The organism is Methanomicrobium sp. W14 (assembly GCF_017875315.1).
GTDB lineage: Archaea > Halobacteriota > Methanomicrobia > Methanomicrobiales > Methanomicrobiaceae > Methanomicrobium.
Map to the genome: position 1 here is coordinate 519,037 of NZ_JAGGMM010000003.1, position 12,783 is coordinate 531,819.

The following is a 12,783-nucleotide window of genomic DNA, read 5'->3' on the forward strand; positions in this document are numbered from 1 at the left end:
ATTATCAAGCGTACTCTTTTGCAGGTTGACGATTGTTCCTGTATTTTTCAGTGTTTTTGGAGATGTCGAGAGCTTCTTTTGATACTGATAGATTTTCTTTGGAAATATCAAGATTCTCATGCAGAATTGTTCCGGCGTAATCAATTCTTTCAAAAATTTCGTCCTGCATATCACCCCTTAAAATTTCAAATTTCCTGAACTCTCCGGATGCTTTTTCCCGTGAAACATTGCATTCAGTAACTGATACCGGGTATCTGGGAATATTGATTCGTGAAATAAGGGAAGAAAGTTCGTCTTCACTTCCTTCCGCAATTATCTCGACTTTTCCGTTGCCAAGGCTTTTTACATATCCTGTGATGCCTCTGCCAAAAGTTTCTTTTAATACAAATTCCCTGAAACCAACCTCCTGAACATAGCCATCAACAATGATATGAATCCGTTTCATTATTTTCATATTATGAAAATAAGATGATAAATTATTTTTTGCACCAGATGATATCATAATTTTTTAAAGCATGCACGTTAACAGATGACATAGAACTATTTTATTGCCAGAAAAAATAAGAATCGTGGATTATAACTGACAATTAACAGATAATCTTAAAAGATAATAATCTGCAAATGAAAATCATCCTGAGGAAACATAAAGATAAGTGTCCACCAAAACTATCTCAATTAAAATCTATAAAACTGATTTAACTGATAAACACTTGAACTTACCATTTTATTCATACTTCATCAGCATCATACTGTTTAAGACCGCTGAAAATATAATCTGCATCCCGGAGATGAACAGCGTCAGTGCGGCAATGGCATTTGTTACCTGAAAAAGGCTTCCAAAATCGGATTTTATCCAGCTTAATATGATGTAAAGACCGATTACAGCCCCTGCTGCCATAAGGACTATTCCTGTAACAATCTCCTTTTCAAGGTTCTGGTAGCTTAGAAACCTTTCAATAACCCCTGTCTTTATATTGTATCCTGAAACTACGGAGTACGTTTTTATGTTTATTCCGGTAAGAACTGTCTGGAGACCTCCTATCAAAAGTATCGAACCAAGAATAAATGAATGAATGTTTGAATTTTCAACGTTGCCCTCAAGATAATAAAGGACCATCAGGACAAAACCCATTGCAAGGAAGAGAAAGCCGGGAACTGCCAGAAAAGGCAGAGGCTGGTACAACAGCATGAACCTGAAATGTCTCCAGCCGTCTGCAAAACTATGAAGCTTTGAGGGGGCCTTTCTCCTGTAATATTCTATCTCAACCTCGGATATCGAAAGGTTATTTCTTGCAGCCTCTATTATCATCTCTGATGCAAATTCCATCCCGGGTGTCTTAAGGTTCAGTTTTTCGAGGTCTTCTTTTTTAATCGCCCTCATACCGCAGTGGGCATCGGATATTTTTGTCCCGAAGGCAAGGTTTAGCATCCAGGTAAGAACAGGGTTTCCGATATATCGGTGAAGGGGGGGCATAGCGTCCTTTTCCATCAGCCTTCCGGTTCTGTTTCCCATGACAAGCGAGGAACCCGATTCAATTTTTTTTACAAATTCAGGAATTTTCTTCAGCTCATACGTCCCGTCGGCATCGGCGATGACTATTATATCTCCCCTGCATATCTTAAAAGCATCAAGATAAGCGTTACCGTAGCCCTTCTTCTCAGGTCTTATAACAACCGCACCAAGTGACTTTGATATTTCATCGGTCCTGTCGGTTGACGATGACGATACGATTATCTCGCCGGAAAGACCGTTTTTTTCAAGGCATTTGTTTATTTCTTCGATGCAGCCGGCTATAGTCAGCTCCTCGTCAAGAGCCGGGAGGACAATTGACAGGTAAGGCCTGTTCTCATTTTCGTTTAGTGACGGTAAAGTATCTTCTGTCATACCAGGTCGATATTTAGATTTAAAATTCTGTATAATACATCAGGAATATTTGATGACAATTTTAAGATTTACTTAGTCTGAATATCACAATCTATCTGATAAATCTACTCCCGATACAAAGACTCATATATATTACCCTTAGAAATTGCTTAAATCTTTTTAATTCAGGACAACCGTTAATGTACAAAAGTCCTTTTATTTTCAACTTTAATCACTGAATAAACTCTGTATAATTTTTGACATTGATAAATGAATGTCTCTCAATGATGCATCTTTATTCAATATGAACAAACGATATGAAAGCAGCTATTAAAACCGGATTATCATATGATTATAAAAAAGATTATTGAGATAAATATGTAATATTAAAATGAAAATGCCAACATTCAATCGTCTTTTGCTCTCTATATTCTTACAGGCGGATTCAGAGAACCGGCAGAAAATTTTCGGTATGACAGAGGAGAACCCTAACGCAAAACTACTTGACTGCGGTTGTTCAAATGGCTTATTTTCAAAGGAAATTGCGGACCATATAAAGACCGTAAATATATACGGAGTTGATTTTCAAAGCAGGGCAACGAAATGCCATAAATATTCACCTGTTGATGTTTGCAATTGCAACCTTAACCAGAAAATGCCATTCAAAGATGAATCATTTGATGTCGTTCATGCAAATCAGGTCATTGAGCACCTTACCGAAACGGATGTTTTTCTTGAAGAAATTTACAGAGTCCTAAAGCCCGGTGGTTATGCTGTTCTGTCTACACCGAATATTGGTAGTTTCCATAACATTGTTTCTCTTATCTTTGGATACCAGCCATTTTCAGCACATATAAGCAACAAAGTAATTGTAGGAAATCCCATGGACCCAAAACATGATATGATACACGCAAGTCCGGGAGAAATACATATGCGTATATTTTCCTACAAAGGTCTTACAGAACTTATGGAATATAATGGTTTTACCATTGAAAAGATCTGCGGGGCCGGGTACTACCCGTTTCCCGGAATTTTGGGAAAATTTCTTTCAAAAATTGATCCAAGGCATGCAGTATACCTTATAATTAAAATCAGAAAATAAATGAATAAAACAGGCATATAAATTTTTATATTTATATGCCTGTTTATAAATATAATGCCAAATCTGAGCATAATTATTGGGAACTCATTTTTGGGCTTTGCAGAAATTCCTTTGTAAAATAACTACCAAAAGATCGATCATACAGGAGTTCCAAACTTACTTAACCACAAATGAACACGGAACTACTAAACAAATGTCGCAGAACAGGGAATCAATCCTGTGAAAATCTCCCTGGAGATAATAAAGGAATCAAATATATATCTGATTTTTGCTAAAATACTAACGAAAACTGTCAGAAAATTGTTGCAGAAAAGAAAAAAGTGATTAAGGTTTTCTACAGAACCCGAAAATTCCAAAAATATTTTAACAGAATTTTCTGCATAATTTTATGTTGATTTGTCGTCAATAATAATGTCAGAAATGCCGGAAATCAAATATTTTGTTACAGGCGGAGCAGGATTCATCGGCAGCAATCTCGTCGACAGAATACTCTCGCAGGGAAATGAAGTTGTCGTATATGACAATTTCTCAACAGGTATCAGAGAATACCTTGAAAAAGCAAATAAAAACAGCAGATTCAAACTTATTAAAGGTGATCTTCTTGATACCAAATCCTTAAATGAGGCTATAAAAGGATGTGACTTCGTTTTTCACCTTGCAGCGAATGCAGACGTACGTTTTGGAACAGAACACCCGTCAAAAGACCTCGAACAGAACACAATTGCTACATTCAACGTTCTGGAAGCAATGCGAAAAAATTCGATTAATAAAATTGCATTTTCTTCAACCGGGTCAATATACGGAGAATCCAAAATCATTCCAACTCCTGAAAATGCCCCTTTTCCTGTTCAGACATCCCTTTACGGTGCATCAAAACTTGCAGGAGAAGGCCTGATACAGGCTTATGCTGAAGGGTTTGGATTTAACGCCTGGATCTTCAGGTTTGTATCAATTCTGGGAGAAAGATACCCGCACGGTCATGTATTCGACTTTTACAAACAGCTTCGTGATCATCCCGGCCATCTTGAAGTTCTTGGAAACGGGCACCAGAAAAAGTCTTACCTGTACGTTCAGGACTGTATTGACGCAATATTCACTGCTCTCGAAAAATCTCATAAATCCGTAAACATTTTCAACCTGGGAACTGACGAATACGTTGAAGTTAACGATTCAATAAACTGGATCTGCAGCCACCTGGGCCTTGATCCAAAGATCAGTTATTCCGGCGGTGAACGTGGCTGGATTGGAGATAACCCGTTCATTTTTCTTGACTGCTCCAGAATAAGGTCTCTTGGATGGAAACCAAAGAATAATATTCAGCAGGGAATCATAAAGACTCTTGATTTTCTCGTTGAAAACCCATGGGTACTGGAGAGAAGATGAGCTTTGATTCAAATCTGGTTTTAATTACAGGTGCATCAAGAGGGCTGGGAAGTCTTGTTGCAGAAAAATTTCTGGCAGACGGATATAATATAATTACTGTTGCAAGAAACGAGGAAAAACTTATAAAAAACGCCGAAGAACTAAGAGAAAAATACGGATTAGACTCTCAGATATATTATTACGGATTTGATCTTGGAAATACAAATGAAATACCTTTTCTGGCAGACAAAATAAAAAATGATGCCGGAAGCCCGGGAATCATAATAAACAATGCTGCAGTTCAGGGACCTATAGGACCTGTTTACACCAACAGCTGGAACGAATGGACAAACTGTCTCAATACATGCCTTCTTGCTCCTGTTCAAATCTGCAGGGAATTCATACCTGAAATGATCAAGAACAATTTTGGAAGGATAATAAATATTTCAGGAGGCGGGGCAACAGGTCCCCGTCCGAATTTTTCCAGTTACGCTACAGCAAAATGCGGACTTGTACGTTTCACGGAAACCGTAGCCCGTGAAGTGGAAAAATATGATATAACCATGAACTGTATAGCACCCGGTGCAATGTTAAGCAATCTCACCAAGGATATAATAAACGCAGGAGAAAATTGTGCAGGAAAATGCGAAATTGAATCTGCAAAAAATCTGGGGGTAAACAATCCGGAAACCGAAAAAAAAGCCGCAGAACTTATACATTTCCTTGTAAAAAATGAATGCAGCGGTTTAAACGGTAAGCTTATCAGCGCTGTATGGGACAGGTGGGAAAAACTTCCCGATTACATAGAATATCTAAAAAACAGTGATATATATACACTCAGAAGAATAATTCCAGAAGATCGTAATTTAAAAATAGAGTGATTTAAATGGATGTTGGTATTATAGGATGCGGCCTTATCGGACACAAAAGAGCAGCTTCACTGCCTCAGGGTTACCTTCATGCAGTCGCTGATATAGACATAAACCGTGCCAAACAGCTTGCGTGTCAGTACCAGGGAGTCAAACCGTATTCCGAGTGGAAAAAAATGCTTAAAGAAAGCGGAATCGATACTGTAATCATTTCAACTACAAACAACTGGCTTGCGCCTATAACCCTTGAAGCGGTCAGGTCAGGGATCAATGTCCTTGTAGAGAAGCCGGCAGCCCGCAACTACAAGGAATTCGACGAAATAATCCAAGAATCCGAAAATAAACCTGCTAAGATTATGGTCGGCTACAATCTCAGATGTCATCCCTCCTTCATCAAAGCCAAAAAAATAATCGAATCGGGGGATTTGGGTGAAATCATGTATATCCGGGGCCGTTACGGTCACGGGGGAAGAAAAGGCTATGAGAATGAATGGCGTGCCAACCCTGAAATTTCCGGAGGGGGAGAGCTTTTGGATCAGGGGGTTCACCTTATAGACCTTTCAAGGTGGTTTCTCGGTGATTTCACCAGAGTGGACGGGTATATTCATACATACTTCTGGAATATGCCGGTAGAAGACAACGGATTTATATACCTTGAAACTGAATCCGGGAAAACTGCATGGCTTCATGTAAGCTGCACAGAATGGAAAAACTTATTTTCATATGAAATATTTTGCGAAACCGGAAAACTCCAGATAGACGGAATAGGCGGGAGTTACGGAACCGAACGCCTTACATTATACAGAATGCTCCCTCAGATGGGGCCTCCAGAAACAACTATCTGGGAATACCCTTTCCCGGACAATTCATGGAGAACACAGTTTGAACAATTTGAAGAAGCTGTGAAATCGGGTGTATCTTTACACCCGGACCTTTATGATGCCAGAGAGAATCTAAAAATTGTATCAAGAATCTACGGTGAATATGAAATATGATTATCACAAGAAGCCCTCTTAGAATATCCCTTGGCGGAGGCGGTACAGATTTGCCATCATACTACAGGCAAAATGAAGGATTTCTGATATCCGCTGCCATCGACAAATATGTATATATTACCCTTCATGAGACATTCCAGAAAGAAATTATAGTTAAATATTCTAAAACAGAGCATGTAAACGATATTGAAAGTATCCAGCACCCTATAATAAGAGAATCACTTAAACTCCTTAATATTAAATCAGAAAACTTCGAACTTGCAAGTCTTGCCGATATCCCGGCAGGAACGGGCCTCGGGTCGTCAAGCAGTTTTACATGTGCACTCCTAAAGGCCCTTCACACTTACAACAAGACATTTGTTTCACCTGCGGACCTTGCAGAGGAAGCCTGCCATATTGAGATGGACCTGCTCAAAGAACCAATCGGAAAGCAGGACCAGTACATATCAGCATACGGCGGAATAAACTGCTTCACGTTCTGCAAAGACGACCGCGTAAAAGCTGAAAAACTGAATATTTCCGAGGACACCCTGTATAACCTGGAAGACCACCTGCTTCTTTTTTTCACAGGATATTCACGCTCTGCGTCAAATGTACTAAAGGAACAGGACGACAAGAGCAAAAACAACGACTCTTCAATGATTGACAACCTTCATTCCGTGAAGGAACTTGGGTACAAAAGTAAAAAGGCGTTTGAACTTGGAGACCTGGATGAATTCGCCAATATCATGAACATACACTGGGAAAACAAGAAAAAACGTTCAAACTCCATGAGTAACGACAGAATCAACAAATGGTATGACATTGCTATGCAAAACGGAGCTTTGGGAGGTAAGTTAATTGGGGCAGGAGGAGGAGGTTTTCTTATGTTCTACTCCGAGGACAACAAAAAACTCCGCAATGCAATGAGGCATGAGGGCCTTCAGGAGGTCAGGTTCAGGTTTGATTTCGACGGAAGCAAAGTGGTGACTACATCCTGATGCTGCCGGTTGTGATTCTGGCCGGAGGTCTTGCGACCCGCCTCTATCCTTTAACAAAATCAAAGCCAAAAGCTCTTTTGGAAATTGCAGGGCGCCCCTTTATAGACCAGCAGATCCTTCTCCTGAAAGAAAAGGGTGTTAAGGAGATTATTCTTTGTCTCGGAAATTTCGGCGGAATGATAGAAGAGCACCTTGGAAACGGGAGCAGATTTAATGTCAGTATAAAATATTCATACGACGGAGACAAACTCCTGGGGACAGGTGGTGCAGTAAAAAAGGCATCATCAATCCTTCCTGAAGATTTCATAATAACATACGGAGACTCATACCTTGACATAGAAATCAAAACTGTAGTCAGCACATTTTATGAAAAAGGTCTTCCTCTTCTTATGACAGTCTACAAAAACAGAAACATGTTTGATAAAAGTAATGTTACGTTAAAAGACGGGAATATTATAAAATACGATAAAACAGGAAGTGACCCTTCAATGGAGTATATCGACTACGGCATGATTGTCACAAAAAAAGATATATTCGACAGATATCCTCCGGACAAAGCATTTGATCTCTCTCTCGTCCTCTCGGAATATGCTGATTTGGGGCTTGTGAGCTCATATGAGGCCGAGACCAGATTCTACGAGACAGGATCACTTCAGGGAATAAAAGAAACCGAAGAATATATCTTGAATAGAAAACCACGTCAGATGTAACGGAGCTTAAATTTATGACAGAAGACAATTACATCTCTGATTTTCTTGATGACGCTGTTACAATTATAAATAAAATAGACCAGACGCAAATCCAAAAGATGACAGATATTCTTCTGGATACAAGAAAAAACAACGGCAGACTGTTTATTCTTGGAGTAGGCGGAGGTGCGGGCCACGCATCGCATGCGGTCAATGATTTCAGAAAAATTGCAGGAATTGAATCCTACGCCCCAACAGACAACGTTTCTGAACTTACGGCAAGGGTAAACGATGACGGATGGGAGACAGTTTTTGAGAGCTGGCTTAAGGGAAGCAGGCTTAATTCCAAGGACTGCATCTTTGTTTTTTCAGTCGGTGGCGGGAACAAAGAGAAAAACGTCAGTGTAAATCTTGTTAACGCTCTCAGGTATGCAAAAGAAAATAACGCGAAAATAATTGGTGTCGTCGGACGTGACGGAGGATATACGGCAGAGGTTGCAGACGCCTGCGTTATTATCCCTACGGTAAACGGAAAGACAGTCACACCACAGACTGAAGCTTTTCAGGCTGTTGTATGGCACCTTATCGTTTCAAGCCCGAAAATGCAGAAATATGAGATGAAATGGGAAAGTACGAAATAACCTTCATATGAAAAAAGCGGTTTTTTTAGACAGGGACGGTGTTATAAACAGGCTTGTTTTTAACCCAGGTACCGGTGAATTTGAACCCCCGCATGACCCTGCAGACCTTTCTTTGTTTCCGGGAGTAATCCGGTCGCTTCACTCGCTTGCTGATGCCGGCTTTGACCTGTTTATCGTATCAAACCAGCCCGACTATGCAAAAGGAAAAACAACTCTGGAACAGATTAAAGCTGTACATAAAAAGCTGGAGGAAATTTTCACAGAGAACAATATACATTTCCGTGAATTTTATTACTGCTACCATCACCCTGACGGAGTCGTTCCAGAATATTCATACATCTGCGAATGCAGAAAACCGAAACCCTATTTCCTGCTGAAAGCTGCAGAAGATTATGGAACAGATTTGTCCCAATCATGGATGATTGGTGACAGAGATTCCGACATAGAATGCGGCAAAAACGCAGGAACCAGGACAATTCTTATAAAAGAGCCGCATTCATCTGATAAAAGAGGAAAATCCAACCCGGACTTTTATGCAGAGAACATTGAAGAGGCCAAAAATATAATCCTTAAATTTGAAAGACCATCCAAAAGGGTTTAGATAAATGCAAGCTATAATTTAATGATATCGTAAAAAAGTGCCTTTATAGTTTCGGGAAAATTTTATAAATAGTATAATGGAGAGTTTAAATTGAGAGGATTAACACATTTTAATATCAAACTATACGCTGATGGTGCAGATCTTAACGGAATGGTCGAAGAATACAAAAAAGGGGTTGTAAGCGGATTTACTACAAACCCTACCCTCATGAAAAAAGCCGGTGTTTCAAGCTATGAGGAATTTGCCAAAACAGTGTTAAAGGAGATACCTGATCTCCCTATATCTTTTGAAGTCTTTTCAGACGACCCTAAAGGAATGGAGCGCGAGGCAAGGATTATCTCAGGCTGGGGAGACAACGTTTACATCAAAATACCGGTAACGAACACAAAAGGAGAGAGTACATCCCCTGTCATCAAAAAACTTTCCTCAGAGGGACTGAAGCTTAATGTTACGGCGGTGTTCACCCTTGAACAGGTGAAAACGATTGCAGAGGCACTTTCTTCTGATACACCCGGCATTATATCAGTATTTGCCGGCAGGATTGCCGACAGCGGAAGAGACCCCGCACCCATAATGAAAGAGGCTGCAGAAATCCTTAAATCAAAACCTAAGACTGAACTTTTATGGGCAAGTACTAGAGAAATTCTGAATCTGGTTCAGGCTGAGGCCTGCGGCTGCGATATAATCACAATAACAAACGACATCCTGAAAAAGGTCCCTCAAATAAACAAGGATTTAAACCAGTTTTCTCTTGAGACCGTAAAGATGTTTTATAACGATGCAAAAAGTGCAGGATACAACATATTGTGATTAAACCCCAAATTAAAAAATCATATTTGCGGATGAACTAAAATGGGATTAGAAAATTCATATTTTATTTCTTGTATTGTACCAGCTAGAAATGAAGAGGAAAATCTAAATAATGTAGTGAACGTTTTAACTCCAGTATTAGCCAATTCAAAGTTGATCAAAAATTATGAAATCATAATTGTAAATGATAATAGTACAGATTCTACTCCTAAACTAATAGAGTCACTTGCAAAAAAAGACTCGCATATTCATCCTGTCCATCGAAAAAAATCACCGGGTTTTGGAAATGCTGTTAAAGCAGGCATGGCTGAAGCAAAAGGTAATATAATAATACCATTTATGGGAGATCTCTCTGAAGATCCAAATGATATAATTAATCTTATTAAAAAAATTGATGAAGGGTATGATATTGCATACGGATCACGTTTCATCAAAGGTGCGACCCTCAAAGAATATCCTTTTGCAAAGTTAATTTCTAACAGAGCATTCAACAATTTAGTGAGATATTCTTTTGGAATTTCCAATCATGATGTAACTAATGCATTTAAAGCCTACCGAAAAGAAGTATTAGATGCAATTGGAATTGAAAATTTGGAGTCTAGTGGCTTTGATCTTACAGTGGAAATTCCTGTTAAAGCTTACATTCTTGGATTTAGAAGTGTCGAAGTACCTGTATATTGGGCAAATCGAAAAGCGGGGGAAGCTAAATTAAAATTGCCTCAGAATGGGATTATTTTTGGCAAACGTTTTTTAAAACTTTTTTTTCAGGAAAGTGTTTCTTCACTAAAAGATCTTTTTCATTTTTTCATTAAAGGCTCATGGTTAGGCATCCTTCTTGCCTTGTTCTTTGGAGCACTAATTATTGCATTTCTCCTTAATTTAACTGGTGTTAAAACGATTATATCACTTCTAACTAATGCAAATTTGGGATTTATCTTATTAAGTTGTTTAGCAATTCTTTTTTCATTTTTTATAAGAACTTGGCGATGGGATATTATCTTAAAAAGTGCAGGATACACTCACTCAAGAGATATATTATTTAGATGCATTATGTTTGGCTGGTTTCTGAATTATTTAATCCCTGCACGTTTAGGTGAAATCGCTCGTGCCGCTGCCCTCAAAATAAACTCTGATACACCCCTTGGTATGACGCTTTCTACTATTGTCATTGAAAGGATTCTAGACGTAATTACACTTATCTTATTTTTAGAGATTAGCTCCGCATTTTTCTATAGGGAATCACTCATATATGTTGAAATTGCATCATTTAGCATTTTATTTATAATGTTTTTTATTTTATTTGTAATTTATAGATATGATAAGGTAATCATAAAAATCTTTGAACCTAGAATTCCATCGATAAATCAGTCAATTTTACTCATAAAGGAAGGACTATCTAATATTTCAAAAAATCCAAGAGCGATATTTACCTGTTTTTGCCTATCAATACCTGTATGGTTTTTTGAAGTTCTAAGCATTTTTTTTGCTGCGAAAAGCATTGGATATAGCTTACCTTTTATTTATGCAACATTTAGTGGAGTAGTAGCATTCATAGCTCAGACAATTCCCCTTACTCCTGCTGGCCTTGGGATTCACGAAGCTTCAATTACAGGAGTACTAATGCTTTTTTCTGTTCCAAGCGCTTTGGGAATGTCTATTGCACTTATAGATCATGTTGCAAGAGGACTTGTAATCTTTATTTTTGGTATAATAGCAACAATACATATTGCATTTGCATCAAGAGGATACTTCAAAAAAAATATGAATTCAGAAGACAAGAGTATAAATAATCCATCAGAAAAAATATAACAGATATTTTTTTAAAATTCTGTTAAAACAATAAATACTGCTTTATATATTAATTAATAGTCAATCCTTTTATTAATTATTGATAAAAAACGCATAAAATAAGATTTATTTGTGTTTCCTTTGTCCATTGCAAGGACTGATTCTTTGTAATTCATTTACCTCTGTTTACTAAGAGAATTTAGATTATTACAACCATTCACAGAATTCTAGTTTTGCATAAGATTCACGTAAATAATACTAAGTGATACAAAAAGATTATAAATAGAACGAAATTGAAACTATAAAAATTTTGTCTCTTCTAAAATTAATATTAGGGTTTTTTAAGGTTAAACTATTAATGGATAATTATCTCGATTTCATCTCTATCACAAACTGTGTTAATATTACCATAATTATCACAGATATTAAATATACTTACTTCATTCCCATCATCAATAGCACATTGTATCAAATCGGGTAATTCTTTTTCTCCACGCTCTGGATGTATTGGAGTTCTTTTAATGTATGATAAAATTTCATTTCTAAAGACACAATTTCCAGTTCCTTGAATATGATTCAAGGGTTTTTTTGGTTTTTCAATTAATCGGAATATTCTGCCATTTTCATCAGACAAAACAGTGTATGTACGAGATATTTTTTCTAAATCTTTTTGAACAAATACTCCGCACATAGCAAATGGACAATCTTTCACGTATGTTTGAACCATCTCTTTATGTCTGCTATTGATAAAAATTTCATCACCAAGAAGCAGTAAAAAATCATCACTTCCAATGGCATCTTTTGCGCATTCTATTGCATTAACTAATCCTAATTGTTCCCATTGAATAACATACTGTATCTTTTTGCCATTATAACTAATTCCAAAATGATTAATTATATCTTCTGCACGATGACCAACAACAATTATTACTTCACTAATTTCTGGAATTTCAGTTACACGCATTAAACTGTGCTCAATAACCGGTTTTTTTCCAACTTGGATCATACATTTATTTATTTGCGAGGTTAAGTCCCCCAAGCGTTTTCCTCTTCCGCCAGCAAGAATAAGTGCTTTCATAATA

The 12,783-nt window shown here is 37.7% G+C and carries 13 protein-coding genes; 10 read left to right on the forward strand and 3 right to left on the reverse strand.

The window, feature by feature from the left end; translation table 11 throughout:
• Window positions 1–4 precede the first annotated feature (4 nt).
• Together J2128_RS11735 and J2128_RS11740 are read right to left on the reverse strand one after the other, a co-directional pair.
• On the reverse strand, window positions 5–445 hold the full coding sequence (locus J2128_RS11735) for an acylphosphatase (RefSeq protein ID WP_245323717.1): 441 nt from the start codon (window positions 443–445) through the stop codon (window positions 5–7).
• 279 nt (window positions 446–724) lie between these two features.
• Window positions 725–1,885, reverse strand: a complete 1,161-nt coding sequence (locus J2128_RS11740) for a glycosyltransferase family 2 protein (protein ID WP_209691614.1) — start codon at window positions 1,883–1,885, stop codon at window positions 725–727.
• A gap of 376 nt (window positions 1,886–2,261) precedes the next feature.
• Here J2128_RS11740 and J2128_RS11745 point away from each other — a divergent pair, with 376 nt between their 5' ends.
• The 10 genes from J2128_RS11745 (at window position 2,262) to J2128_RS11790 (ending at window position 11,722) form a co-directional block, all read left to right on the forward strand.
• On the forward strand, window positions 2,262–2,966 hold the full coding sequence (locus J2128_RS11745; RefSeq protein ID WP_281069318.1) for a class I SAM-dependent methyltransferase: 705 nt from the start codon (window positions 2,262–2,264) through the stop codon (window positions 2,964–2,966).
• 411 nt (window positions 2,967–3,377) lie between these two features.
• The gene (locus J2128_RS11750; protein ID WP_209691616.1) at window positions 3,378–4,349 is read left to right on the forward strand and encodes an NAD-dependent epimerase/dehydratase family protein; all 972 of its coding nucleotides are present in this window, start codon (window positions 3,378–3,380) and stop codon (window positions 4,347–4,349) included.
• Entirely contained in the window at window positions 4,346–5,209 is an 864-nt protein-coding gene (locus J2128_RS11755; RefSeq protein WP_209691617.1) for an SDR family oxidoreductase, read from the forward strand. Before J2128_RS11750 ends, J2128_RS11755 begins: the two co-directional genes overlap by 4 nt.
• A gap of 5 nt (window positions 5,210–5,214) precedes the next feature.
• On the forward strand, window positions 5,215–6,192 hold the full coding sequence (locus tag J2128_RS11760; protein ID WP_209691618.1) for a Gfo/Idh/MocA family protein: 978 nt from the start codon (window positions 5,215–5,217) through the stop codon (window positions 6,190–6,192).
• Entirely contained in the window at window positions 6,189–7,172 is a 984-nt protein-coding gene (locus J2128_RS11765; protein ID WP_209691619.1) for a hypothetical protein, read from the forward strand. Before J2128_RS11760 ends, J2128_RS11765 begins: the two co-directional genes overlap by 4 nt.
• Window positions 7,172–7,882 (forward strand): sugar phosphate nucleotidyltransferase, encoded by a 711-nt coding sequence (locus J2128_RS11770; protein WP_209691620.1) that lies wholly within the window; start codon window positions 7,172–7,174, stop codon window positions 7,880–7,882. The genes J2128_RS11765 and J2128_RS11770 overlap by 1 nt, the downstream gene beginning before the upstream one ends.
• A gap of 14 nt (window positions 7,883–7,896) precedes the next feature.
• A complete protein-coding gene (locus J2128_RS11775; RefSeq protein ID WP_209691621.1) occupies window positions 7,897–8,502 on the forward strand; it encodes an SIS domain-containing protein in 606 nt (201 codons plus the stop codon).
• 7 nt (window positions 8,503–8,509) lie between these two features.
• Window positions 8,510–9,103, forward strand: coding sequence for an HAD-IIIA family hydrolase (locus tag J2128_RS11780; RefSeq protein WP_209691622.1), 594 nt, complete (start codon window positions 8,510–8,512; stop codon window positions 9,101–9,103).
• A gap of 90 nt (window positions 9,104–9,193) precedes the next feature.
• Window positions 9,194–9,913 (forward strand): transaldolase, encoded by a 720-nt coding sequence (locus tag J2128_RS11785; protein ID WP_209691623.1) that lies wholly within the window; start codon window positions 9,194–9,196, stop codon window positions 9,911–9,913.
• Window positions 9,914–9,955: 42 nt separating this feature from the next.
• Window positions 9,956–11,722, forward strand: a complete 1,767-nt coding sequence (locus tag J2128_RS11790; protein ID WP_209691624.1) for a flippase-like domain-containing protein — start codon at window positions 9,956–9,958, stop codon at window positions 11,720–11,722.
• A 334-nt stretch (window positions 11,723–12,056) separates the two neighbouring features.
• Here the strand turns inward: J2128_RS11790 and J2128_RS11795 are convergent, their stop codons facing one another.
• Window positions 12,057–12,779, reverse strand: a complete 723-nt coding sequence (locus J2128_RS11795) for a nucleotidyltransferase family protein (RefSeq protein ID WP_209691625.1) — start codon at window positions 12,777–12,779, stop codon at window positions 12,057–12,059.
• Window positions 12,780–12,783 lie beyond the last annotated feature (4 nt).

Coding starts and splice junctions, on each gene's coding strand:
- J2128_RS11735 (WP_245323717.1), bottom strand. CDS start 445: ATGAAACGGATTCATATCATTGTTGATGGCTATGTTCAGGAGGTTGGT.
- J2128_RS11740 (WP_209691614.1), bottom strand. CDS start 1,885: ATGACAGAAGATACTTTACCGTCACTAAACGAAAATGAGAACAGGCCT.
- J2128_RS11745 (WP_281069318.1), top strand. CDS start 2,262: ATGCCAACATTCAATCGTCTTTTGCTCTCTATATTCTTACAGGCGGAT.
- J2128_RS11750 (WP_209691616.1), top strand. CDS start 3,378: ATGTCAGAAATGCCGGAAATCAAATATTTTGTTACAGGCGGAGCAGGA.
- J2128_RS11755 (WP_209691617.1), top strand. CDS start 4,346: ATGAGCTTTGATTCAAATCTGGTTTTAATTACAGGTGCATCAAGAGGG.
- J2128_RS11760 (WP_209691618.1), top strand. CDS start 5,215: ATGGATGTTGGTATTATAGGATGCGGCCTTATCGGACACAAAAGAGCA.
- J2128_RS11765 (WP_209691619.1), top strand. CDS start 6,189: ATGATTATCACAAGAAGCCCTCTTAGAATATCCCTTGGCGGAGGCGGT.
- J2128_RS11770 (WP_209691620.1), top strand. CDS start 7,172: ATGCTGCCGGTTGTGATTCTGGCCGGAGGTCTTGCGACCCGCCTCTAT.
- J2128_RS11775 (WP_209691621.1), top strand. CDS start 7,897: ATGACAGAAGACAATTACATCTCTGATTTTCTTGATGACGCTGTTACA.
- J2128_RS11780 (WP_209691622.1), top strand. CDS start 8,510: ATGAAAAAAGCGGTTTTTTTAGACAGGGACGGTGTTATAAACAGGCTT.
- J2128_RS11790 (WP_209691624.1), top strand. CDS start 9,956: ATGGGATTAGAAAATTCATATTTTATTTCTTGTATTGTACCAGCTAGA.
- J2128_RS11795 (WP_209691625.1), bottom strand. CDS start 12,779: ATGAAAGCACTTATTCTTGCTGGCGGAAGAGGAAAACGCTTGGGGGAC.